The organism is Mobilisporobacter senegalensis, assembly GCF_003752155.1.
Taxonomy (GTDB): Bacteria; Bacillota; Clostridia; order Lachnospirales; family Lachnospiraceae; genus Mobilisporobacter; species Mobilisporobacter senegalensis.
This window is the reverse complement of sequence record NZ_RJVG01000007.1, coordinates 59,888-84,613: the sequence shown is the minus strand read 5'-3', so window position 1 is coordinate 84,613 and position 24,726 is coordinate 59,888. Positions and strand designations below refer to the sequence as shown.

General features: G+C 34.0%; 21 protein-coding genes and 1 pseudogene. 16 read left to right on the top strand and 6 right to left on the bottom strand.

Going from position 1 to position 24,726, the window contains the following annotated elements; all coding sequences use genetic code 11:
- The first annotated feature begins 1 nt into the window (after position 1).
- From EDD66_RS18945 to EDD66_RS12095, 10 genes and pseudogenes are all read left to right on the top strand, one after another.
- Positions 2 to 1,664, top strand: a pseudogene (locus EDD66_RS18945) (acetyl-CoA carboxylase carboxyltransferase subunit alpha).
- 15 nt (positions 1,665 to 1,679) lie between these two features.
- Positions 1,680 to 2,741 (top strand): NAD(P)H-dependent flavin oxidoreductase, encoded by a 1,062-nt coding sequence (locus EDD66_RS12135; protein ID WP_123609857.1) that lies wholly within the window; start codon positions 1,680 to 1,682, stop codon positions 2,739 to 2,741.
- Positions 2,742 to 3,216: 475 nt separating this feature from the next.
- Positions 3,217 to 4,617 carry a glucuronate isomerase gene (gene uxaC / locus EDD66_RS12130; protein WP_123609856.1) on the top strand — a complete coding sequence of 467 codons (1,401 nt, stop codon included), beginning with the start codon at positions 3,217 to 3,219 and terminating at the stop codon, positions 4,615 to 4,617.
- A gap of 24 nt (positions 4,618 to 4,641) precedes the next feature.
- Complete coding sequence (gene uxuA, locus EDD66_RS12125) at positions 4,642 to 5,718, top strand: mannonate dehydratase (protein ID WP_123609855.1); 1,077 nt, start codon at positions 4,642 to 4,644, stop codon at positions 5,716 to 5,718.
- A 53-nt stretch (positions 5,719 to 5,771) separates the two neighbouring features.
- Positions 5,772 to 7,382 carry a mannitol dehydrogenase family protein gene (locus EDD66_RS12120; RefSeq protein ID WP_123609854.1) on the top strand — a complete coding sequence of 537 codons (1,611 nt, stop codon included), beginning with the start codon at positions 5,772 to 5,774 and terminating at the stop codon, positions 7,380 to 7,382.
- A 91-nt stretch (positions 7,383 to 7,473) separates the two neighbouring features.
- Entirely contained in the window at positions 7,474 to 8,148 is a 675-nt protein-coding gene (locus tag EDD66_RS12115) for a GntR family transcriptional regulator (protein WP_123609853.1), read from the top strand.
- Between the two features lie 434 nt (positions 8,149 to 8,582).
- Positions 8,583 to 9,395 carry an ABC transporter permease gene (locus EDD66_RS12110; protein ID WP_123609852.1) on the top strand — a complete coding sequence of 271 codons (813 nt, stop codon included), beginning with the start codon at positions 8,583 to 8,585 and terminating at the stop codon, positions 9,393 to 9,395.
- 12 nt (positions 9,396 to 9,407) lie between these two features.
- Positions 9,408 to 10,376, top strand: a complete 969-nt coding sequence (locus EDD66_RS12105) for an ABC transporter ATP-binding protein (RefSeq protein WP_123609851.1) — start codon at positions 9,408 to 9,410, stop codon at positions 10,374 to 10,376.
- Between the two features lies 1 nt (position 10,377).
- On the top strand, positions 10,378 to 11,187 hold the full coding sequence (locus EDD66_RS12100) for an ABC transporter permease (protein ID WP_123609850.1): 810 nt from the start codon (positions 10,378 to 10,380) through the stop codon (positions 11,185 to 11,187).
- A 79-nt stretch (positions 11,188 to 11,266) separates the two neighbouring features.
- Positions 11,267 to 12,223, top strand: coding sequence for an ArsR/SmtB family transcription factor (locus tag EDD66_RS12095; RefSeq protein WP_123609849.1), 957 nt, complete (start codon positions 11,267 to 11,269; stop codon positions 12,221 to 12,223).
- Between the two features lie 116 nt (positions 12,224 to 12,339).
- On the opposite strand, the gene EDD66_RS12090 is transcribed toward EDD66_RS12095, so the two are convergent.
- From EDD66_RS12090 to aroF, 6 genes are all read right to left on the bottom strand, one after another.
- Positions 12,340 to 13,155 (bottom strand): GNAT family N-acetyltransferase, encoded by an 816-nt coding sequence (locus tag EDD66_RS12090; RefSeq protein WP_123609848.1) that lies wholly within the window; start codon positions 13,153 to 13,155, stop codon positions 12,340 to 12,342.
- A 49-nt stretch (positions 13,156 to 13,204) separates the two neighbouring features.
- A complete protein-coding gene (locus tag EDD66_RS12085) occupies positions 13,205 to 14,050 on the bottom strand; it encodes a GNAT family N-acetyltransferase (RefSeq protein WP_243115349.1) in 846 nt (281 codons plus the stop codon).
- 73 nt (positions 14,051 to 14,123) lie between these two features.
- A complete protein-coding gene (locus EDD66_RS12080) occupies positions 14,124 to 14,666 on the bottom strand; it encodes a flavodoxin domain-containing protein (protein ID WP_123609846.1) in 543 nt (180 codons plus the stop codon).
- A 150-nt stretch (positions 14,667 to 14,816) separates the two neighbouring features.
- A complete protein-coding gene (aroA, locus tag EDD66_RS12075; RefSeq protein ID WP_123609845.1) occupies positions 14,817 to 16,094 on the bottom strand; it encodes a 3-phosphoshikimate 1-carboxyvinyltransferase in 1,278 nt (425 codons plus the stop codon).
- Positions 16,095 to 16,163: 69 nt separating this feature from the next.
- Entirely contained in the window at positions 16,164 to 17,273 is a 1,110-nt protein-coding gene (locus tag EDD66_RS12070) for a prephenate dehydrogenase (protein ID WP_123609844.1), read from the bottom strand.
- Positions 17,274 to 17,284: 11 nt separating this feature from the next.
- Entirely contained in the window at positions 17,285 to 18,298 is a 1,014-nt protein-coding gene (aroF, locus tag EDD66_RS12065; protein WP_123609843.1) for a 3-deoxy-7-phosphoheptulonate synthase, read from the bottom strand.
- Between the two features lie 412 nt (positions 18,299 to 18,710).
- On the opposite strand from aroF, the gene EDD66_RS12060 reads away from it, so the two are divergent.
- From EDD66_RS12060 to EDD66_RS12035, 6 genes are all read left to right on the top strand, one after another.
- Entirely contained in the window at positions 18,711 to 20,801 is a 2,091-nt protein-coding gene (locus EDD66_RS12060; RefSeq protein WP_123609842.1) for an elongation factor G, read from the top strand.
- A gap of 171 nt (positions 20,802 to 20,972) precedes the next feature.
- A complete protein-coding gene (locus tag EDD66_RS12055; protein WP_123609841.1) occupies positions 20,973 to 21,887 on the top strand; it encodes an aldo/keto reductase in 915 nt (304 codons plus the stop codon).
- Positions 21,888 to 21,983: 96 nt separating this feature from the next.
- Positions 21,984 to 22,487 (top strand): YqeG family HAD IIIA-type phosphatase, encoded by a 504-nt coding sequence (locus EDD66_RS12050; RefSeq protein WP_123609840.1) that lies wholly within the window; start codon positions 21,984 to 21,986, stop codon positions 22,485 to 22,487.
- 37 nt (positions 22,488 to 22,524) lie between these two features.
- Positions 22,525 to 23,058: a shikimate kinase gene (locus EDD66_RS12045; RefSeq protein WP_123609839.1), complete on the top strand. Its 534-nt coding sequence runs from the start codon at positions 22,525 to 22,527 to the stop codon at positions 23,056 to 23,058.
- Between the two features lie 22 nt (positions 23,059 to 23,080).
- Entirely contained in the window at positions 23,081 to 23,524 is a 444-nt protein-coding gene (aroQ, locus tag EDD66_RS12040; protein WP_123609838.1) for a type II 3-dehydroquinate dehydratase, read from the top strand.
- A gap of 26 nt (positions 23,525 to 23,550) precedes the next feature.
- Positions 23,551 to 24,621 carry a M24 family metallopeptidase gene (locus tag EDD66_RS12035; protein ID WP_123609837.1) on the top strand — a complete coding sequence of 357 codons (1,071 nt, stop codon included), beginning with the start codon at positions 23,551 to 23,553 and terminating at the stop codon, positions 24,619 to 24,621.
- Positions 24,622 to 24,726: the final 105 nt, after the last annotated feature.

The following is a 24,726-nucleotide window of genomic DNA, read 5'->3' as shown; positions in this document are numbered from 1 at the left end:
CGTGTTAAAAGAATTATTCAAGAAAACAACAGAATCTGTATCGGAAAAGAAACATAGTAAAATAAAAGAAAAAATAGCCAGGAGTATGAATGAACCGGAAGTGCCGGAAGGTTTGTTCAAACAATGTGCGGCATGTGGAAATACAGTATATACGGAAGATATTATTGCAAATTATCATATTTGTCCTAAATGCGGCAGCTATTTTAGAATAGATGCAAGAACCAGATTAAGTATGATTCTGGATACGGACAGTTTCATAGAGTGGAATACTTCCTTAGAGACCAGCGATCCACTGGAGTTTCCAGGATATCAAAAGAAGATCACCCATCTTAAAAAACTAACCGGATTAGATGAGGCAGTTATCACTGGGGAAGGTAAGATAAAGGATATTCCTGTTGCGATTGCAGTCATGTCTCCAGACTTCCTAATGGGTAGTATGGGTGAAGTAGTTGGGGAGAAGATAACGAGAACCATAGAGACGGCAACGGGCAGAAGACTTCCTGTGATTATCTTCTGTTGTTCTGGTGGTGCAAGAATGCAGGAAGGTATTGTATCTCTTATGCAGATGGCCAAGACAAGTGGTGCCTTAAAGAAACATGATGAAGCAGGATTATTATATGTCTCAGTTCTTACAGATCCTACTACCGGCGGTGTAACAGCAAGTTTTGCCATGCTTGGTGATGTTATTATTGCAGAGCCTGATGCATTAGTAGGGTTTGCTGGCCCAAGAGTAATAGAGCAGACAATAGGTCAAAAATTGCCGGAAGGTTTCCAAAGGGCTGAGTTCTTATTAGAACACGGACTCATCGATAAGATTGTAGAGCGTAAGAATATGAAACAAGTTTTATATACGCTAGTAAGGAGTTGATTACGTGGAAAATCAATTAAGAGCCTGGGATAGAGTGCAAATAGCAAGAAGTGCAGAAAGACCAACTTCTCTTGATTATATCAGGGGAGTCTTCGACAGCTTTTTAGAATTACATGGAGACAGAGCTTTTCGGGATGATGGTGCGATCATTGGTGGCATTGGTGTTATTAATGGCATTTCTGTAACAATTATAGGTCAGCAAAAAGGGCGAAATATCAAAGAAAATATTCGAAGAAATTTCGGTATGCCATATCCGGAAGGGTACCGAAAAGCCCTTCGTCTTATGAAGCAGGCAGAAAAATTTCATAGGCCGATTATATGTTTTGTAGATACGCCAGGTGCATTTTGTGGTATGGAAGCAGAAGAAAGAGGTCAAGGAGAAGCAATTGCAAGAAATCTTTTTGAGATGTCCAGCCTGAAAGTGCCTATTTTATCTGTTGTAATCGGTGAAGGTGGCAGCGGTGGTGCGCTGGCGCTGGCAGTTGCCAATGAAGTTTGGATGTTAGAGAATTCAACGTATTCTATCCTTTCTCCGGAAGGATTCGCATCCATCCTTTGGAAGGACAGCAAACGTAGTGCAGAAGCAGCAGAGATTATGAAAATTACGGCAGATGATCTAAAACACCACGGTATCATTGAAAAAGTAATTAAAGAAGAAGAACCAGTCAGTCTTGAAAATATAGATAGAGTTACGGATCAAATGAAACAGGGTATCAATGATTTTATAGCGGCTCACAAAGGAAAAGACGTTGATACTTTGGTAAAAGAACGATATGACCGTTTTCGTAAAATGTAGATAGGAGAATTTGCAATGAAATTAAAACCATTAGTAATAGGAGAGCTCACAGCAAGACTTCCTATCATTCAAGGTGGAATGGGAGTAGGAATTAGTTTAAGTTCCTTAGCTGGAGCAGTTGCAGCAGAAGGTGGAATCGGAATCATATCTACTGCCCAAATTGGTTTCAAGGAAGAAGATTTTGATAAAAAACCACTGGAAGCGAATTTAAGAGCAATTGGAAAGCATATAAAAAGAGCCAGAGAATTGGCACCAAAAGGAATTATAGGTGTAAATATCATGGTTGCTACAAAGAATTACGGAAAATATGTGAAAGAAGCAGTTTCTAATGGTATTGACCTTATTATATCAGGAGCAGGACTTCCACTGGATCTTCCCGCCCTTGCTGGTAAGACTAAAACAAAGTTAATACCGATTGTCTCTTCTGTAAAAGCAGCAAATATTATCCTTAAGATGTGGGATAAGAAACATGGTGTGTATCCGGATGCTTTTGTAGTAGAAGGACCAAAAGCTGGTGGACATCTTGGATTTCATCTTGAACAATTAGAGAATATTGAAGAATTAAATTACGATCAAGAGATTAAAGATATCATTAAGCTGGCGAAAGAGTGGGAAGAACAGAAAAATTGTTCTATTCCGGTAATTGTTGCCGGTGGTATTCGAAATCGTGAAGATATTGATTATTATATGAATTTAGGTGCAGCAGGAGTTCAAATAGCATCTAAATTTGTTACAACGAAAGAATGTGACGCCCATATCAACTATAAGAATGCATATTTGAATGCGAAAGAAGAAGATATCATGATTGTAAAAAGTCCGGTAGGTATGCCGGGGCGTGCAATACGGAATAAATTTATGGAAAAAGCTTCTCTTGAAAAAATACCGGTGACAAGCTGCCATTCCTGCTTAGAACACTGTAATCAAAGAGACATCCCTTACTGTATTACGGATGCTTTAATTAATGCGGCAAAAGGCCATGTGGACGATGCGCTATTGTTCTGCGGTGCCAATGCATTTGAGCAGAATGAAATTAAAACCGTAAAAGAAGTTATGGATGAATTGACTAGGGATGAATAATAATCTAAACAGACGCCTTGCCTTGAAGGTTATTATAGCTAGTGCATGACTCAATAGTATTTCATGTTTTTCTTTAGCTCCACAGTATGGCTTATTTGTACGTGCCTATGAGACAAAAAATGTCTCCTATTCACGCACAAATATCACCATACAATGTATCTAAACGAAAAACATCTGAAATTACTATTTGGTCCTTGCACTAGCTTTTTTAACTGTGAGGCAAGGCTGGTTATGAGTTAATGTTTAAATATTACACAGATATCTAACCCTCCATTTCTATTTTAAATTTAATTAATATCAATAGATTATCTCTTCTGTTCTCAAATATTCACTTTCCCAAATGTGATTAAACTATATATGCAGCATTTGATTTAAAATTTAGAGTTGACGAATACTTTTCTTAGTAGTAACATACTAGTATACAAGTTGAAATATTATTAGAGTGATTTAAAAGGAATAGTTGGGAGGTTAAATAATGAAAAAGTTTATGGATGAAGATTTTTTATTGTCATCAGATACTGCAAAAGAGTTGTATCATCATTATGGGAAAGATATGCCAATCTTTGATTTTCACAATCATCTGGCTGTAAAGGAGATATATGATGATATTAATTTTGATAACATTGCTCAGATCTGGCTTGGTGGAGATCATTACAAATGGCGGGCAATGCGTACGTTTGGAATTGATGAATCTTATATTACAGGAGATCAGCCTGATTACGAGAAGTTTAAGAAGTGGGCAGAAGTCATGCCTTATCTAATTGGGAATCCTCTTTATCATTGGACTCATCTTGAATTACAAAGGTATTTTGGAATGAAAGAAACTTTATCTCCAGATACCTGCAATAGAATATGGGAAAAATGTAATGGGCTATTAAGAACCAGGGAGTTCAGTGTAAGAAATCTGCTGCGTAAAATGAATATAAAAGCTTTATGCACAACGAATGAACCGAATGACACCCTAGAATATCACAAAAAATTAAAAGATGAATTTGAAATAAAAGTAATACCTACCTTTCGCCCGGATAAAGCAGTACATATGGGAAACCAAGCTTTTCTTGATTATATCAAAGAGCTCGGGGAAATGGCAGGATATCCAATTCATTCAGCAACTGACCTTAAAAAAGCATTAGTGGAAAGAATTCATTACTTTCATGAAGCAGGTTCAAGAATCAGCGATCTTGGTATGAATGAATTCCGTTATATATCTTGTACCGATGAAGAAGCAGATTTCATCTTTACAAAAGCAATGCAAAAAGATACTGTTTCAGCAGAAGAAACAATTAAATTTGCATCCAATCTTTTAATAGAATTGGGAAAAGTTTATTCCAAACTAGGTTGGGTTATGCAAGTACATATTGGAGCAATAAGAAATAATTCGAAAAGATTATATGAGAAAATAGGATCTGATATCGGTACAGACTCTATCAATGATTGTGTATTTGCAAAAGATTTAAGTGAATTTCTTAATAAATTAGACTATGAAAGCTTATTGCCCAAAACGGTGTTATATTGTCTGAATCCAAGAGACAATGAATTACTGGCAACTATGATTGGTAATTTTCAGGATGGAAGGATTCCGGGAAAGATACAATTTGGTTCAGGATGGTGGTTCAATGATCAAAAAGATGGAATGGAGAGACAGATGGAAGCCCTTAGTCAGCTAGGGTTAATTTCTAAATTCATTGGTATGCTTACGGATTCAAGGAGTTTTTTATCTTTTCCAAGACATGAATATTTTAGAAGGATCCTATGCAATAAACTTGGCAGATTAATTGAAGAAGGAGAATATCCCGCTGATATAGAGTTTGTAGGAAGGATTGTACAGGATATTTCATTTAATAATGCAAAAGAATATTTTGGAATTGAATTATAAGTTGATAACAGGGAGGAAATTATTATGCAGATGACATTACGTTGGTTCGGTAAAAATTATGATTCTGTTACTTTAAAGCAAATCAGACAGATTCCGGGAGTAACAGGAGTGATTACAACACTTTATGATATTCCAGCTGGTGAAGTATGGCCTATGGATAAAATTCTAAATATTAAGAGAGAGGTAGAAGATGAGGGACTGGTAATTGCCGGGATTGAAAGTGTGAATATTCACGATTCAATTAAGATTGGACTACCTGAAAGAGATCAATATATAGGCAATTACATTACAACTCTTGAAAATTTAGGTAAGGCTGACATCCACATGGTGTGTTATAATTTTATGCCGGTCTTTGACTGGACTCGTTCTGATTTGGCGAAAGTCAGATCTGATGGTTCTACAGTATTGTCTTATGATCAGGAACTCATCGATCAAATCAACCCGGAGACAATGTTTCGTCAGATTGATAAAGGCAGCAATGGTTTTATTATGCCAGGCTGGGAACCAGAGAGACTAGCACATGTGAAAGAACTTTTTGAAAGTTATAAAGGAATAGATAATGAAAAACTGTTTTCTAATCTGGTATATTTTCTGGAGAAAATCCGTCCAACTTGTGACAAATATGATATTATGATGGCAATTCATCCTGATGATCCAGCCTGGCCTGTATTTGGGCTGCCAAGGATCATAACTAATAAAGAGAATGTGTTAAGATTATTGAATGCAGTAGATGCTGAATTTAACGGACTTACTCTATGTACAGGATCCTATGGTTCCAATCCGGACAATGATATTTGCCAGATTATACGTGCTGCAAAAGGACGAATCCATTTTGCACATGTAAGGAATATTATCCATTTATCTCAAGGAAAATTTGATGAAGCGGCTCATTTATCCTCTGATGGATCATTAGATATGTATGAAATAATGAAAACCCTTTATGAGATTGGATTTGATGGGCCGGTTCGTCCGGATCATGGACGTACAATCTGGGGAGAAGTTGCTATGCCGGGGTATGGCTTATATGATCGCGCTTTAGGTGCGGCTTACCTAAACGGATTAGCAGAAGCAATTGAAAAGTCAGACATTAGAGGGAAATAGAATATCCAAGAAATCGATAAAATTTCAATCCAGAAAGAAAGGTTGTGCGGAAGATGAAATTAAATAACGAATCATTAAAGAATAAAAAGCAATGGAAAGACCGTGGATTTGAATTGCCCGAATTTGACCGGGAGCAAATGGTAAAAGATACAAGAAATACCCCGGAATGGATTCATTTTGGGGGAGGAAATATTTTTCGTGCATTTCCGGCAGCTGTATGTCAGGATTTATTAAATAGAGGCATTATAAAAACTGGTATTATCGTAGCGGAAGGGTATGATTATGAAATAATCGAGAAAAGTTATAAAAGATTTGATGATCTTAGTGTTCTTGTTACTTTAAAATCAGATGGACAGTTAGTGAAAAAAGTAATTGGAAGCATCACTGAATCTTTGTGTGTAGATACTAATAATACGAAGGATTGGACCAGGCTGATTGATATATTCCAAACTCCAGGCCTTAAGATGGTTTCGTTTACCATCACTGAAAAAGGGTACAGTTTAGTCAATGAAAAAGGAAAGTATCTTCCGGATGTTTTCAATGATTTTTTGATGGGACCGAATAAGGCAATCAGTTATATTGGTAAATTAACTGCATTATGTTATAAAAGATATTTAAAAAACAGATTACCACTCACTTTGGTAAGCATGGATAACTGTTCCCATAATGGTACGAGATTAAAAGAGGCTGTAACAACATTTGCAAGGGTTTGGGTAGAAAATGATCTTGTAGAACCTGAATTTTTATTTTATGTGAACAATGAGATATCTTATCCCTGGTCTATGATTGATAAAATTACTCCAAGGCCTGCAGAGTCTGTTATTCATATGTTAGAATCCATAGGATTCGAAGATACGACAGCTGTAGTAACATCAAAAAATACTTATGTTGCTTCATTTGTGAATGCAGAAGAGTCACAATATCTAATTATTGAAGACACATTTAAGAATGGGCGTCTGCCGCTTGACCAGGGAGGAATTATTTACACGGATAAAGAAACAGTGAATAAGGTAGAAAAGATGAAAGTCTGTACCTGTTTGAATCCACTTCATACTGCGCTGGCCATATTTGGCTGCTTATTATCTTATGAAAAGATTTCAGATGAGATGAAAGATACAGAGTTAGTAGCATTAGTTGAAAAACTTGGTTATGTGGAAGGGTTGCCAGTAGTAACTGATCCAGAAATCATTAATCCGAAAGATTTTATTGACGAAGTTGTTGGAGTTCGTTTGCCAAATCCATTTATGCCAGATACACCACAAAGAATTGCAACAGATACTTCGCAAAAATTGGGAATCCGTTTTGGTGAAACAATGAAAGCATATGCTGCTAATCCTCAATTTCATGTAACAGATCTGACTTTTATTCCCCTTGTATTGGCCGGTTGGTGCCGTTATTTAATGGCTGTTGATGATAATGGAAATGCATTTGAATTAAGTCCAGATCCACTTTTAACATCATTGACACCAATTATGTCAAAGATAAGTTTAGGAAAAACAGAAGGGGTACATAATTTGCTATTGGACATTTTATCTAATAAGGAGATTTTTGGTGTAAATCTATATGATATTGGGTTGGGTGAAAAAGTTGAAGGTATCTTTAAAGAACTCATCAGGGATATTGGGGCAGTAAGAAGTACCCTAAGGAAATATCTAAATACCTGATATTTGACAAATACCTTTGTTATTGCTAAGGTATATTTAATATTAATGAATATTGCTTTTTGTTTACATAATATTTGATTAGGAGAAGAAAATGTACATTACAGAACGTTTGGCTAAAGAAAGTGCAAGAGAATATGCGTATCGGATCTTAAAAGATAATATAGTGTCCTTAGAGTTAAAACCAGGAAGTTTGGTGAGCGAAAATGAGTTGGCATTGAATTTGGGGTTAAGCCGGACACCTGTAAGAGAGGCACTTATAGAATTAAGTAAATTAAGGATAGTTGAAATCTATCCTCAAAGAGGAAGTTTTATTTCTCTGATTGACAGTGATTTAGTTGAAGAAGCCAGATTCCTTAGGCTCACCTTTGAATCAGCTATGATCGAAATGGCCTGTGACGTAGCAAAAGAAACAGATATTATTGAGCTGGAGGAAAATTTGAAACTTCAGGAATTCTATAAGGATAATAATATGAAAGAGAAACAGCTCCAGTTAGATAATGAGTTTCATAAATTATTATTTAAGATAAATAACAAAGAGTTTACTTATGAGCTATTTGAAGGATTAATGACTCATTTTGATCGTGTAAGAAGCCTTAGTTTAAATGTGATCAAAGACAGTAAGGTTTACTCAGATCACAGGGCTATCGCAGAAGCAATCAAGAAGCGTGACAAGGTTTTAGCAAAGGAGATTATAATTAAGCATTTATCCAGATATAAAGTAGATGAAAAAGAATTAAGAAAAGAATATCCTGAGTATTTTAAGTAGGATGCTATATGACGCCTTGCAGAAAAGGATATTGAAAGCTAGTGCTTGGTCAAATAGTATTTCATGTTTTTCGTCAGCTCCACAGTATAGTACGATTTGTTCGTGACTGCGAGCTTAAATACAGCTCTCATTCTCGTACAAATCGTACTCCACAATGTATCTGAACGAAAAACATTTGAAATTACTATTGGACCTGCCACTAGCTTTTTTAGGATATGTGGCAAGGCTGAAATTGGAGTTATATTAATAACCAATAGTTGCCACAAGTAATGTTTTTTAAAGATGAAACAATTCAAATTATCATAGTGGTATTTGAAAATGAATAAGTTAAAAGATATTGACAATTTAAATTTCTTTCTATATACTACCTCTACTTTAAAAGAAATCGATCTTGATTAACTAATTAGTTAATCAAAAATAAGGAGGGATGCTATATGGATTTACAAATATTGATTGGAATATTAAAAAAGAATTTATTAACACAATACAGGGCATATCCCATGAGCTTTTTTGTAGGTAATATACTGACCGGATTATATACGGTTCTGGGAGCATGGTTTATGTATAAGTTATTATTTGAGGGAAGGCTGTCTTCAGATTTCTTTGAATTAACAAAGACAAATGATTATATGGGGTATGTAATTGTAGGAAGCCTGACATATCTCTTTGTAGTTAGAACATGCCTTAATGTAAGCAGAAGCTTAATTACTGAACTAAGGGAGGGCACCCTTGAAGCATTAATGCTGGCCCCTTTTAAAAGGGTAGAATATTTCCTTGGCAATATGCTTGTTCAAACGATGACTACAACGATGGAAATTGTGATTTCTCTTTTTATAGCAATTCCATTCGGATTGAATTTATCCAATATTAATTTATCTGGTTTTATTGTTTCGTTCTTTATTGCACTTTATGCTTTTTTTGGAGTATCTATGATTTTAGGGTGTATTATGCTTTATACCCGTGATACATACATTTCACAAAATACTTTATTTGCCTTTCTATTTTTAGTTTCAGGTATTACATTTCCAACAAAATATTTGCCTGAATGGTTAAACATATGTGCGAACTTTATTCCGATTACAGAAGGAGTTATTTTAATTCGTAATACAGCTCTTTTAGGAATGGGAATTGAGGATCTGCTCTACAGCTATATGAAGGTATTTGTATTAAGTACAATATATATTATAGTTGGATTTGGCGTTATGAAACGATGTGAGGAAGCAGCACTTGAGAAAATTAATGGATAAGGGAGAAAAAGCATGATAATAGCAGAGCATTTACAAAAGACATATTCAGTAAAAGTAGGAAAAGGTTTAAAAACAGAAAAACAACAGATAAGGGCAGTGAAGGATATCTCACTTCAGATTGAAAAAGGAAATATTGTAGGACTTTTGGGAATAAATGGAGCAGGAAAAACTACTACAATTAAAATGCTTACTACATTATTAGCGCCAACAGCAGGAATATATACTATGGATAGTATTGATGCTATTAAATATCCAAAAGAGGTAAAGAAACGAATTAATATGATAGCTGGTGGAGAAAGGATGATTTACTGGCGGCTTACAGCATTTGAAAATCTATGGTATTTTGGACAACTTTATAATATTCCAAATAATATATTAAAGAAGAGAATTGAAGAACTTTTTGATTTGGTTGGATTGAAAGGAAAAGAAAATGTGCCTGTTGAAACTTTTTCAAAAGGAATGAAACAAAGGCTTCAGATAGCAAGAGGATTGGTTAATGATCCAGAGTATTTATTTCTTGATGAACCTACGATTGGCTTAGATGCTGTTGTTTCTAAAGAATTACGACAACATGTAAAATATTTAGCAAAACAACAGAATAAAGGGATTCTACTCACCTCACATTATATGGGGGAAATTGAAGAATTATGTGATTATATATATTTATTAAATGATGGAATATTAATTGAAAAGGGAACGGTAAAAGAACTAGCAAACAAAACATTTCATAGAAAAAATTATTTATTAAATATTTATAATACTACAAATGATATTCTTGATACTTTAGTGACAATATTAAAAAGTATCGATCCATCCGTGATAATTAGGCAGGAAAATGACGGAGTGCATATTAATAGTAAAGATAGCATGTCGCTGGAATTATCAAGGATATGTACTGTGAAGGGTTGGTATATAAAAGAATTGTATGAACAGGAACCTTGTCTAGAGGATACAATACTTCAAATTTCAAAGGAGGTATAATATGAGAGCATTTATAAAAACATTATTAGCAGAAATAAAAAAGCAACATAAAAATTATTTCCATAGCAAGATTATCTACATATCTTTATTTCTCTGGCCTCTTTTAAGTTTTATAACTACCTATTATAGTTTTCAAACATTTGATCTCATGAAAAGCAATGTGATTTACATTACCCAGGGAAATGTGATAATATATTTATTAATAGGATATATGGTTATGAGTTTTTTTCGGTCTCTGGTTCAGTCAGCATGGAATTTTTCTTTTGAAAGAGTAAGCGGTACTCTGGAACTAATCTATCTTTCACCCACCAACCGAGCGGCCGTACTCTTAGGTAATGCTGTAGCTTCTTTATTTGAAAGTATTATAGTAATGCTGGTGTTTTCAGTATTTATGCTAATTCTGAAGAAGGAAGAAATTAATGCAAATGTTATACCATGTGTTGTTTTATTTTTAATCATAATGGTAATGGCATCTTTATGGGGAATGTTTCTTAATTCAATATTTTTATTTTCAAGAGATTCTGGATTTTTATTTACTATCTTAGAAGAACCTATGGAAATCTTTTCGGGCGTTAAGGTTCCAACAGAGTTATTTCCAGTATGGGCAAAAGTATTAAGTGTAATCTTTCCATTAACCTATGCTATTGAAGGAACAAGAAGAGTATTATTATTAGGAAGTTCCCTCTATGATATACGGAACCTTATTTTTATTAGTCTAATTATAATTAGTATATTAATAAGTTCCATAATGATAATCATAAATAAAGTAGAGAAACATACACGTATGACAGGAAATCTTACTTTATTCTAGTAATCATAGTGGAGTCTTAACCATATTTCTTGTGCCCATAGAATACAGTGAATATTTATTTACAGTTTAGGAGAAAGACATGAATATAGGAGTTTATTATCAAGAGGATATCAAAGGTGAATTTATGTTTTCACCACTTTTTGAGATGCTTGCAGCACTTCATGTGATTTCAGCCCCTGACCACCATCTGGATAGATTAAAATGGATAGAAACAACAGCTGGAACAATATCAACAGAATTAATAAGAGATATACAGTATGTTAGTTCTATTACGAATCAATGGCTTATAATTATGGATTTTTCTGAAATGAATCCATATTCAGACTTGAATATCAAAGACGCAATTGCTGAACTTCAAAGGCTAAATTTATATAGATGGAATAAAATATTTAGAAGCTATAATAAGTGCATTAATAATAGTGAAAAAAATTTAATTATAAACGTGATGACTGAATTTTATAACAAGATATTTATAAATGAAATTAAGTATTTACAGCCCTTTTTAATCCGTATTCTAAAAAAGGAATTAAATGAATGTTATAAAGAAGGCTTACTAAATAGGATAAATAAAATTCATGAGAGAATAGAAGTGAATGGAACAGAAATTATATTACATAAGAATAAGGAATATCATTTTGATGCTACTAAGTTAAATAAGATAGTTATTACAGCTAGTACATTTATGAGTCCTCATCTTCTTATGTCTGAAGAAAAAGGAATATTAGGGCTTACAAAATTAGTAGTAATTGAAGAGAAAAAAGGAGTTGTTCCATCAGATCTGGTACTTATTTTTAAAGCGCTAGGTGATGAGACACGTCTTAAAATACTTCACGAGATGAGAAAGGGTCCTGTATCCACACAAAGCCTGGCTTTAGCCCTTAAAATCACTGAAGCAGGGATATCAAAGCATTTAAAATTATTATTTACTGCGGGGTTAGTAGAAAAATACAGACATGGAAATTATATTCATTACATAATTTGTAAAGATGCAATTGATTATATTCCTTATAATTTATATGAATATATAATGAGGTGAGCACGGATTTTTACATGAATGATATTAAAGTATAGGCTAGGCTGATAGTATATTTGTTGAAATTACTATTTAGCCTAGTTTTACACTTTTATTCCTGATATTAATAATATCAACTTTTATATTTCAAACCAGTAATAAGGTTTCTTTTTCAAAAGAGTAAATCCAGCTTTTTGAGCAGTTTTCTTTGAAGGGATATTGGATTCTACACAATTCCATTGCGGCACCAAATGATTGTTAATACATTCATTTACAAAGTACTGTGCCAGAGCAGTAGCCAGCCCTTTTTTTCTATGATTTTCTTCTGTTTCAATGTCAATTGGGATAATATTATTGAATCTGGCAGTCCCAATGATGATTGCAACGATTTTGTTTTGATATAGTGCAGCAAAAGCTATACTTTTATTAAGAAAATTATGATAGGAGCCCCATGATTCTAATAATCGTTTATCTAACAAATCTTTATTTTCATATGCACCTAGTTCTAACAACTGGATAAAATTTTCATTTACCTTTATAATCTTATATTCATTTGATGTATGTATATATGCTTCTACTCGGGTGTTTTTTATAAAGAAATATTCATCTTCATTTTTAATTCGTTTATCAGAAAATACATTTAGCATGATTTTTTCCATCTGTATACTTTCTGCAGAAAATTCGAAGTAATCCTCATCTTTTTTTCTTAACTCCGGAAATAGGTCATGTATCAGAAAATGATAAAAATTATTACAAATAGCTTCCTCCTGAGGATTGCCTAATATTGCGTAACCACCAACAGCATATGAATATACAAGTGCCAGGGAAGGATTTTTAATATCATCTACCCATAAATCACCTTTACATTCCCCTGATACAATTCCCAAAAAGCTTGGATTATTGCCGTATGTAATCTTTTTAATGTTGCAGTTTGCTAATTTATCTACTTTTATCATTGTTTCTCCTCTAAGCCAGAGAAAATCAAGCTGACTTATATTATTTCATTTAAGCGTGGGATAATGTTGGGAACATCATTTTATTATTTGCTATGCATTCTAAATCTTTTCCTAAAATAAATAATATTGTATCGTTCTCTTGTAATAAAGATACCCCATATTTTTCTGTATCATGTGGAGTAAAGCCTAATTCTATTTTAGTGATATTAAAAGAATGAAATGCCTGAATAACTAATTCTATGTTAATAATCTGATCGCTTATCACATCGTGAAGTATTAGAATATTGCCTTTAATTTCTGCAATTGCATAGGTATTAATTTTAGGAATATAATAGATGCAGTCTTTTAGGAAAGATGTAGTATAAAACATTATTAATCCTATATTATTCTTCATAGCAAGTTTAGTATTGCTCACGCTGCTATTAATAGATTCTATAAAAATCTTTTGGTTAAACTTATTCGACATATCTACTTTTTTACAAAGTGTTTTGCAAGGGTTTTGCAAATTGGATATTTCAATTTCTTTATAATATTGATATTCCACACTCTGACTGAATCCAAATTTGGGGTAGAAGTCTAATACAGTATTATTAGCGAAAAGGTATATACCATTTACTTTTTCTTTCCATTCATGTATCACTTTTTGTATTAAGAAACTGCATAAGCCTTGGTTACGATATTCAGGAGTTGTCATGACAGTGCCCAATTGAATATATTGTTTCTTTTGCCCATTTATTTCAAAATCCATAATATTAGCAGATACATTGGCAATGACCCTGTTTCCTTCTACAAGAGAGTAAGGAATATATTTATCCAGCCAATAACCATTCTTATACCATGATTCGAAATCAAATCCATAAGTATTATTTGTAAGTTCATTCAGACTTTTACGCAAAATAGTATTATCTTTGTAGTTAGTTATATAGGTATAGTTTGAAATAGCATTTATTAATCAGTGACTCCTTTATTCATGTACTATATGAAGAATTAGAATGCATAATATACTCAACTAAAGAGTTAATATATTCTTTCCTGGAAAAATCATGTGATTTTTTTATTCCATTAAGCATTCCCTGTTCCTCAGGGGTCTTATTCTTTTTTATCTTGAGCATTCCTCTAAATGCAGCCATCATAATTTTATGGCCAATTCCCATTTTGTCATAATTCAGTCCACTTTGAAGATAGAAAAAAGGAATCTTATCCTTTTGGACAGGAAAATTGGCATTCATGATATCTTCTGGGCTAAGTACTTCTATTGGGGCGGCGCCTGTTGCAAAAATAATCAGTCTGTTATCTTTGCCCTTCATGATATTATTTTTAAAAGATTTCAAGCCATTAATCTGTCCGGCATAGATTCCACCACCATAGATTATGGTTCTATAATTTGATAAATCATTGGAACTGACATCTTTTACTGATAGTGCTTTACAATTTAATTCTTCGGCAATCCATTCTGCGTATCTTTGTGTAAATCCCGTATATGTTTTATAGATAACAATTATATTATCCATATCAACACCTCCTAATTATGGAATTTTCTTCTATAATATTATATAAAATAAAAATATTCAATGTTTTTAAATTTAATTCATATCTGACATACAATAAAAAATGAACCTGCGCTGGAATTGCAGGTTCATTTCCTATAAAAACATATAAAATTATTGAGATAAATCATTTAAATGAGTGTAGAAATCCGGATAAGAAATATTTACACATTCAGCACCAAGAATCTCAATTGGTCCGTCAGCTAAAAGAGCAGCAATTGCAAATGACATGGCAATTCTATGATCCAGTTTACTATCGATAGTTGCACCATGAAGTGTATTGCCACCATTTATGATCATTCCATCTTCTGTTCCTTCTACATCAACACCCATTAATTTAAGATTTTTCACCATAACGTCAATTCGATTGGATTCTTTTACTTTTAATTCGCTTGCATCCTTAATGACGGTTTGTCCTTTGGCTACAGCCGCAAGAATTGCGATAATTGGCAATTCATCAATAAGAGTGGGAATAATGCCTCCTTCAATGATAGTACCGGTTAACTCGCTGGAGCGAACAATAATATCTGCAGTGGGTTCTCCATTGGTATCCGTTATATTTTCAAGCGTAATATTAGCACCCATCTGTTCACATACTTTAATAATTCCATCCCTTGTTGGATTAATTCCAACATTCTTAATTCTAATTTCTGAATTTGGTACAATTAAACCTGCAACTATAAAATATGCAGCAGAAGAGATATCACCGGGAACAACTACTTGACTTGCTGGAAATTCTTTTGCTGGTTGTACTGTTACAGTTGTATTATCCGTTTGAATATCAATTCCAAAGTATTGAAACATTAATTCGGTATGATTTCTTGATACATAAGGTTCTGTAATACTTGTTTCGCCATCTGCATATAGACCGGCTAAGAGTATTCCCGATTTTACCTGAGCAGATGCTACTTCTGAAATATAATGAATTCCCTTTAGTTTGCTTCCAGTTATGAAAAGTGGGGCACATCCATTGCCTTTTATACTTTCAATTTTTGCCCCCATCATAGTTAAGGGAGTTATGATCCTGCCCATTGGTCGTTTTTGAATGGAAGAATCTCCGGTAAGAGTAACTTCAAAATCAGTTGCAGATAATATACCTGAAATCAATCTTGTTGTAGTACCACTGTTCCCTACGTCAAGAATTTCATCTGGCTTTCTAAGACCATGAAGGCCCTTGCCATGAACAAGGATAGTATCTTTATTATTTTCAATATGTATGCCCATCTGCCCAAAACAGCGAATGGTTGACAAACAATCTTCACCTTGCAGAAAATTTGTGATCTCTGTAGTACCTTGGGCGAGGGAACCTAACATTATAGCTCTATGAGAGATGGACTTATCACCTGGAACAGTGACTTCTCCTTTTAAAGAATGGATTTTATGAAATATCATATTCAGTACCTGCCTTTCAAAAGTAAAATGATATGAATATACCCTCGAATTCTCGAGGGTTAATATTTATTATCTTTCATAGATAGTATATCTATATTTTCTAAGTAAATCAACTGCCTGAGCAGAAGATTCTTCATTATAAAATTCAATCCGGAGCACTCCATCCTGAAATTCACGATTATGTATGATTCCAATATTTTTAATACTGATGTTATTACTTGCAAGAATGGTGGCAATAGTAGCAATTGCTCCTGCTTCATCAATAATATCAAGATATACTTCATGAATCTTTGCCATCATACCAATTGCTTTATTTGGGATGGAATCCCGGTATTCTCTCGCGGTATCAAATACCTCATAAAGGAAATCTTCATTTGGATCATTTAAAGCAGAGGAAATATCTTGCAGTGACAGGATATATTGATCCAGAAAACCTTTAATACTCTTTGTATTGGTCAGGCATATATTCTGCCACATGATTGGTGAAGAGGAAGCAATTCTGGTGATATCTTTGAATCCGCCTGCAGCTAAAGCACGCATTTTCTCATCTCCACTATCGGATTTTTTTACTAAATTTACAAGACTTGCAGCTATAATATGAGGTACATGGCTGATTGCAGCGACAATGTTATCATGATCCATGTAATCCAGGATGAGTGGGAGAGCTCCCATATCCTCCACAAGGGAATAGATAAATTCCAGTTTCTTATCAGAAGTTTTAGCGGTTGGTGTTAATATATAGTAAGCATTTTCTAATAGTTTTGAGTTGGAATTTATAAATCCTGCTTTTTCAGAACCTGCCATAGGATGCCCGCCAATGAAATTAGCATCTAAATCTAAGTTAGTTACAGCTTCATGAATATTGCCTTTCACACTTCCTACGTCAGTAAGTATACAAGAGGGCTTAATGATACTCTTTAATTGTTTTAGATACTCAATGTTTGTTAAAACAGGGGCACATAAGAAGATAATATCGCATTTTGAAAAGCCAACGGACAAATCAGTATAGATTTTATCCAGTATCTGTTCTTCCTGTGCGAGTTCAAGACTTTTATTTGGCACATCTTTATTATGGTTATATGCGACTAATGTGGCATTTGGATAAAGTTCTCTCATAGCTCTTGCAATAGAACCTCCGATTAATCCAAAACCAATAAAGCCAGCTGTGATATCTCCCATAGTATATCCTCCTAAAATTTCTTGCCTGCAAGATTTGCAAAAGGTCTAAGATCATTGCACAGTTCTTCAAACTGACTAAAGTTTAAAGATTGTGGTCCATCAGATAAAGCAATAGATGGATTTGGATGAGTTTCGATCATTAAACCATCGGCACCGGCAGCAATAGCACATCTGGAAAGTGGTTTCACATATCCTCTGACACCAGTTGCATGACTTGGATCTACAATCACAGGAAGATGGCTTTTGGTTTTTATTACAGGAACTGCACTAATATCTAAGGTATTTCTGGTAGCAGTCTCAAAGGTTCGAATACCTCTTTCACATAATACAACATTTGGATTGCCCTCAGCGATTATGTATTCGGCAGCATTAAGCCATTCATCAATGGTGGCGGAAAGTCCCCTTTTTAATAAGACTGGTAGACCTGATTTGCCAGCCTCCTTTAATAAATAGAAGTTTTGCATATTTCTGGCTCCGATTTGAAGCATATCAACATATTTTACAGCGGCTTCAATGGCAGCTAAACTTGTTACTTCACAAATTACGGATAATCCGGTTTCTTCTCTTGCTTCCTTCATAAATCTTAAGCCTTCTTCTTCTAACCCTTGAAAAGCATATGGTGAAGTTCTTGGCTTATATGCACCGCCACGGAGTATCTGGGCACCAGATTTTTTGATGGCATGAGCAGTCTCTAATACCTGTTCTTTGCTTTCTACAGCACATGGGCCTGACATAATGACTAATTCATCACCGCCAATGAATACATTACCAACTTGTACAATCGTGGGTTCAGGATGAAATTTTTTGTTTGCTAATTTATAACTTTCTGTTACTGTTACAATTTTATCAACATCTTCGGCAATCTCCAGATTCTGGTTATCCAATTGACTTTTATCACCAACAACACCAATGATAGTAACTTCTTTCCCGGCAGATAAGTGTGCCTGGAGTCCTTTTCTTTCTATAATATCTATAATATTTGTTATAGAAGATTCTTTAGCCTGAGGTTTCATTACAATTATCATATTCTTACTCCTTTTATTCCTTATGCGACTATAAATTAGTATGATATTGGCCATAACATAAAATTTATGACCATAGAAACAATTATACCATAGGTGACAAGTATAAATGTCTTAATTAGTATTGTACTCCAATTAGAATATTATGTCAATACGTCAAAACTGTAAAGTGTTACAGTTTAAAGTAATGCATTAAATTAGTGAAACTTATAAATATTATTTCCGTAAGAACGATATAGACAAAAAAGATGTCAGAATATAAGAGATTATAATAACAATAGACAAAAACTTGTGAAAAATTTCAAAATATATTTGTTTAATATCAATAAAATGCTTGTATGTTTTGAAAGTTTCTAGTAAAATAATCACATGAGATAGGAAAAATCTCTCAATAAATCGATTGGAGGAAAAAAGGATGGATGTTTACACTTCAGAAAAGATTCGAAATGTTGTATTGTTAGGGCACGGTAGCTGTGGTAAGACTACTTTAGTCGAAGCCATGGCATATACTCAGGGAATTACAAAACGTCAAGGAAAGATTGAAGAAGGTAACACTATTAGCGACTATGATAAAGAGGAAGCAAAAAGACTTTTTTCAATTAGTACATCGGTTGTTCCAATTATTTGGGAAGATACGAAAATCAATATTCTTGATACACCAGGTTATTTTGATTTTATAGGAGAAGTGGAGGAGGCGCTTAGTGCAGCAGATGCTGCGGTCATCGTTATTTCAGCGAAAGCAGGAGTTGAAGTAGGTACCCTAAAAGCATGGGATTACTGTGAAAAATATCATCTGCCAAGAATGTTTTTCGTAACAGATATGGACGATGATAATGCAAGTTACAGAGGTGTCATTGATAAACTCACAGAGAATTACGGTAAAAAGATAGCACCATTCCATCTTCCAATTAGAGAGAATGAGAAATTTGTTGGATTTGTAAATGTTGTAAAAATGGCAGGTCGAAGGTTTACAAAATTAAGTGAATATGAAGAGTGTCCGATTCCTGATTATTCGGAGCACAACCTTGCGAAATATAGAGAAGCCTTATTAGATGCAGTTGCTGAGACCAGCGATGAACTAATGGACAAATATTTTAACGGGGAAGAGTTTACGGGGGAAGAAATATCACAGGCTTTAAGAAATAATGTTATTGATGGTTCCATAGTTCCTGTATTAATGGGTTCTGGTTTAAATGCCCAGGGAACAACGATGTTACTTCAAGCGATCGAAAAATATTTTCCGGCTCCATCAAAGAGGGAAATCGCTGGATTAAATATAAAGACAGGAGAGACTTTTAAGGCAGATTATAATGAAGCATTACCAATGACAGCAAAAGTATTTAAAACTATTGCAGATCCATTTATCGGAAAATTCTCACTTATCAAAGTCTGCTCGGGTATCTTAAAATCAGATGCTGCAGTTTATAATACAGATAAAGATACAGAAGAGAAACTTTCAAGACTTTATATGCTGAGAGGAAAAGAACAGATTGAAGTAAAAGAACTTCATGCTGGAGATATCGGTGCAATTGGTAAATTATCAACAACTGCTACCGGTGATACTCTGGCCACTAAATCGAACCCTATTGCGTATGAAAAACCAGAACTATCAAGACCTTATACTTATCAAAGATTTAAAACAAGGAATAAGGGAGATGATGACAAAGTATCACAGGCTCTTGCCAAGATGATGGATGAAGATTTGACTCTGAAGGTCGGCAATGATAAAGAAAATCGACAGACTTTATTATATGGTATTGGAGAACAGCATCTGGAAGTTGCAGTAAGTAAACTATTAATGAAATATAAGGTAGAAATAGATGTAATGAAACCTAAGGTACCTTACCGTGAAACGATACGCGGTAAAGTTAAGATCCAGGGTAAATATAAGAAACAATCCGGTGGTCATGGCCAATATGGAGACGTTCACATGGAATTTGAACCATCAGGTAATTTGGAAGAACCATATGTATTTGAAGAGAAAATATTTGGTGGTGCAGTTCCTAGAAATTATTTCCCAGCAGTAGAAAAAGGAATTGCAGAGAGTGTGTTAAAAGGGCCTCTTGCAGGATATCCAGTTGTGGGGATTAAAGCCACATTGGTAGATGGTTCCTATCATCCAGTAGATTCTTCGGAAATGGCATTTAAGATGGCTACGATTCAGGCATTTAAACAGGGAATATTAGATGCAAAACCAGTTTTATTAGAACCGATCGCTACTATGAAAGTAATTATACCAGATCGTTTTACCGGAGATATTATGGGCGATTTAAATAAGAGAAGGGGAAGAGTACTTGGTATGAATCCACTGCCAGGCGGAAAACAAGAAATTGTGGCAGATATTCCAATTTCAGAAACGTTTGGTTATTCTACGGAATTACGTTCTATGACTGGCGGCATTGGAGAATATTCATACGAGTTTAACCGTTATGAACAGGCACCTTCAGATATTCAGGAAAAAGTAATTGAGGAAAGTGCTAAGAGAAAAGAAGAAGCAGAAGAATAAACAGAATAAGTAATGATGGAGCTGTTGCACTTAGGAATCAAAGCACAGCTCCTATTTTTTCATAAATTATTTGAAGGATAAATTATTATCGGCTATAATAGGAATAATTAAGGATGTATGCAATCACATTTCCTTGTGTATCAAAAATATTAGAGAATTAAGGAGAATATTATGAGACAAATGAAAGTAAATAATGAACTTCTCATACCTCAAATAGTGATTGGGTGTATGAGAATGAATTCGGTTAGTTTAGAAAAGGCTGAAGAATTAATTCAGACAGCATTGGATTTAGATATTAATTTCTTCGACCACGCAGATATATATGGTAAAGGTGAATGCGAAGAAATTTTTGCAAAAGCAATTGGAATGAATCCAAGTATACGTGAAAAAATAATCTTACAGTCAAAATGTGGCATTCGCAAAGGATTTTTCGATTTTTCCAAAGAACATATTTTAAATTCAGTGGATGGAATTTTAAAAAGATTAAATACAGAATATCTTGATATATTATTATTGCACAGACCGGATACATTGGTAGAACCAGAAGAAGTCGGGGATGCATTTCATCAATTGAAGAAATCCGGTAAAGTAAAGTATTTTGGAGTATCCAACCAAAAACCAATGCAGATTGAATTACTGCAAAAGTACGTTGATGAAAAATTAATGTTCAATCAGTTGCAGTTAAGTATAACCAATAGTACGATGATTCAATCAGGGATTAATGTAAATATGGAGAACGAATCAGCTTTGGACAGGGATGGCAGTGTGTTGGATTATTGCCGTTTGAAAGATATAACAATTCAGGCATGGTCCCCATTCCAATATGGTTTTTTTGAAGGTGTATTTCTAGACAATGATAAATTTCCTGAATTGAATGGAAAAATAAATGAAATAGCGGCAAAATATAATGTTTCAAATTCTGCCATTGCAGTAGCATGGATCATGAGACACCCTGCCAATATTCAAACTATTCTTGGAACGATGAACCCAGAAAGGTTAAAAGATATCTGTAAAGCCTGTGAGGTAACATTATCCAGAGAAGAATGGTATGAAATATACCGCAGTGCGGGAAATATATTACCATAAGGTAACGTTGTAACAAAATTAAAAAATATGAATACTTGTGAAATAACAAGAGAATTGCTATAATATAACAATTAACGAATTGTCTAGGAGTGCATTATGCTAAGTAAATTTTATCCGGATCATTATGTGAAATCCAGTTTTTCAATTAATTATGAAAAGCTTTATAAACAAGGTTATCGGGGAATATTATTTGATATTGATAATACCCTCGTAAAACATGGGGCAGATGCCAATGATGAGGTAGTTGAGCTTTTTAAGAGATTAAAAAGTATCGGTTTTAAAATCTGTTTAATGTCAAATAATAAATTAGAACGTGTGGAACGTTTTAATAAACCAATTGCAGTAGATTTCATTTATAAAGCCAATAAACCATTTAAGAAAAGCTATCTTGAAGCGATGAACCGTATTCATACAAATAAATCCAATACCATTTTTGTGGGGGATCAATTGTTTACCGATGTGTGGGGAGCAAAGAGAGTCGGTCTTAGAAATTATCTGGTTAAGCCAATAGACCCCAAAGAAGAGATTCAAATCGTAATAAAGAGATATTTTGAAAGAATTGTTTTATATTTTTATAATAAACAGTCAAAAATCAAATAATTACAAGGTGGTTTAAAATACTTTTTTGGAGGATACGATGGCAGATAATATTATTTTGATCGGGTTTATGGGGTCGGGTAAAACAAGTGTTGGCAAATTACTGGCGAAAAGTCTTTCTTTTCAATTTATAGATACTGATGAAGAGATAGAAGAGAAAAATAAAATGAAAATCTCTAAAATATTTGACGTGTATGGTGAAGAATATTTTAGGGATTTAGAAACAAATTATATTAAGAATCTAATCCATCATATACAATCTTCTGTGATATCTACTGGAGGCGGACTGCCAGTCAGGGAAGGTAATTCAGAAATTCTAAGAGAACTTGGAGTAGTGGTGTATTTAAAAGCAAGAAAAGAGACCATCATCAACAGAGTAAAAGAAGACGATACCAGACCTCTTCTTCAAACAGATGATTTGGAGGGAAGAGTAAATAGCCTGCTGACTTTAAGGGAACCAAGTTACAGGGAAACTGCTCATATAGAGATAGAGACTGATGATTTATCAATTTCTGAAATCATATCAGAAATTATGGGACAATATCATGACATGGTAAAAAAGGACAATCTTTAAGAAGAAGGATAAGGAGGCAGTTATGAAAATATTAGTGCTTAATGGTCCCAATATTAACTTTCTGGGGATTCGGGAGAAAGGAATATACGGGAATAAGGATTATAACCATTTACTTGAGCAATTAGAAGCAAAAGGACGATTAGAGAATATTACGATTGATACTTTTCAAAGTAATGGTGAAGGTGAGATAATAGACCGTATCCAGCAGGCTTACTTAGATGGTACCAATGGAATAATCATAAATCCTGGCGCTTATACACACTATAGTTATGCTATCAGGGATGCCTTGGCATCCATTGAAATGCCTAAAATTGAAGTACATATCTCTAACATACATACAAGAGAAGAATTCAGGCATCATTCTGTAACGGCTCCTGTTTGTAATGGACAAATAGCTGGATTTGGTTTGCATGGGTATCTTCTGGCAATTGATGCTATTCTGGAAATACTAAAAAGTAGAAAGTAAATTTCAACAATAGAAAGGGTAATAAAATGAATAATCATGCTAGAGTTATAGAAATATTAGACAAATTATCTATTGATGCAGTATTAGTATCCAACGGATCTAATATGAGATACTTAAGTGGTTTTTCGGGAGCTACCGGTTATTTATATATATCACGGAAGAAACAGGTAATCTTAACAGATTTTCGTTACACTATCCAGGCAACGAATGAAAGCCTTGGTTTTGAGGTAGTTGAGGTAGATGGTAATCGTGATTATTGCAAATATATTAACGATATCATGCATATGGAAGATGTTAAATTACTGGGATATGAAGATAATGATTTGCTTTGTTCCAGCTTTGTAAAGTTAAGAGAAAAATTAGATGTGAAAGAAATGGTTCCCCTAAAGGATGGGTTAACAAATCTTCGATATGTTAAGACAGAATATGAATTAGAATGCATCAAACAGGCAGAAGCAATTGGAGATATTGCATTTACGAAGATACTTGATATCATTAAACCAGGTATGACAGAGCTGGAAGTGGCAGCACACCTGGAATTTATTATGAAAACCAGTGGTGCGAGCGGCCTTAGCTTTGATTCAATTGTAGCTTCCGGTGTGAATTCTTCTATGCCACATGCAACTCCATCTAATAAATTAATTGAAAATGGCGATTTCTTAACAATGGATTTTGGCTGTATCTATAAGGGATATTGCTCTGATATGACCAGGACCATTGTCATTGGGAAAGCATCCGATGAGCAAAAGAAGATATATAATACAGTTTTACAGGCCCAATTAGCTGCCCTTGACCAAATAAAGGCCGGCTGTTACGGTAAAGATATTGATAAAATTGCCAGAGATATTATTGATGATGCAGGATATGAGGGATGCTTTGGACATGGACTCGGACACAGTGTAGGTTTGGATATTCATGAAGAACCGAGATGTTCTGTTGCTTCCGAAGGAATTCTTCTTCCAAATGTAACAATGACTGTAGAACCAGGTATCTATATTAAAGATTTTGGCGGAGTAAGAATTGAAGATCTTGTGGTAGTAAAAGAAGATGGCCATGTTAACTTTACTCATTCCAGGAAAGAATTAATTGAATTATAGCCTTTTGTGTGCAATTTGTGCACTACCTTCTTCATGGCAGAACTGTAATAAAAAAATAGTTGAAAAAAATAGGTTTTTATTATAAACTATTAAGAGAATTTTAAG

Bases quoted from the DNA above. Each gene is read 5' to 3' on its own strand.
- EDD66_RS12135 (WP_123609857.1), top strand. From the start codon at position 1,680: ATGAAATTAAAACCATTAGTAATAGGAGAGCTCACAGCAAGACTTCCT.
- uxaC (WP_123609856.1), top strand. From the start codon at position 3,217: ATGAAAAAGTTTATGGATGAAGATTTTTTATTGTCATCAGATACTGCA.
- uxuA (WP_123609855.1), top strand. From the start codon at position 4,642: ATGCAGATGACATTACGTTGGTTCGGTAAAAATTATGATTCTGTTACT.
- EDD66_RS12120 (WP_123609854.1), top strand. From the start codon at position 5,772: ATGAAATTAAATAACGAATCATTAAAGAATAAAAAGCAATGGAAAGAC.
- EDD66_RS12115 (WP_123609853.1), top strand. From the start codon at position 7,474: ATGTACATTACAGAACGTTTGGCTAAAGAAAGTGCAAGAGAATATGCG.
- EDD66_RS12110 (WP_123609852.1), top strand. From the start codon at position 8,583: ATGGATTTACAAATATTGATTGGAATATTAAAAAAGAATTTATTAACA.
- EDD66_RS12105 (WP_123609851.1), top strand. From the start codon at position 9,408: ATGATAATAGCAGAGCATTTACAAAAGACATATTCAGTAAAAGTAGGA.
- EDD66_RS12100 (WP_123609850.1), top strand. From the start codon at position 10,378: ATGAGAGCATTTATAAAAACATTATTAGCAGAAATAAAAAAGCAACAT.
- EDD66_RS12095 (WP_123609849.1), top strand. From the start codon at position 11,267: ATGAATATAGGAGTTTATTATCAAGAGGATATCAAAGGTGAATTTATG.
- EDD66_RS12090 (WP_123609848.1), bottom strand. From the start codon at position 13,155: ATGATAAAAGTAGATAAATTAGCAAACTGCAACATTAAAAAGATTACA.
- EDD66_RS12080 (WP_123609846.1), bottom strand. From the start codon at position 14,666: ATGGATAATATAATTGTTATCTATAAAACATATACGGGATTTACACAA.
- aroA (WP_123609845.1), bottom strand. From the start codon at position 16,094: ATGATATTTCATAAAATCCATTCTTTAAAAGGAGAAGTCACTGTTCCA.
- EDD66_RS12070 (WP_123609844.1), bottom strand. From the start codon at position 17,273: ATGGGAGATATCACAGCTGGCTTTATTGGTTTTGGATTAATCGGAGGT.
- aroF (WP_123609843.1), bottom strand. From the start codon at position 18,298: ATGATAATTGTAATGAAACCTCAGGCTAAAGAATCTTCTATAACAAAT.
- EDD66_RS12060 (WP_123609842.1), top strand. From the start codon at position 18,711: ATGGATGTTTACACTTCAGAAAAGATTCGAAATGTTGTATTGTTAGGG.
- EDD66_RS12055 (WP_123609841.1), top strand. From the start codon at position 20,973: ATGAGACAAATGAAAGTAAATAATGAACTTCTCATACCTCAAATAGTG.
- EDD66_RS12050 (WP_123609840.1), top strand. From the start codon at position 21,984: ATGCTAAGTAAATTTTATCCGGATCATTATGTGAAATCCAGTTTTTCA.
- EDD66_RS12045 (WP_123609839.1), top strand. From the start codon at position 22,525: ATGGCAGATAATATTATTTTGATCGGGTTTATGGGGTCGGGTAAAACA.
- aroQ (WP_123609838.1), top strand. From the start codon at position 23,081: ATGAAAATATTAGTGCTTAATGGTCCCAATATTAACTTTCTGGGGATT.
- EDD66_RS12035 (WP_123609837.1), top strand. From the start codon at position 23,551: ATGAATAATCATGCTAGAGTTATAGAAATATTAGACAAATTATCTATT.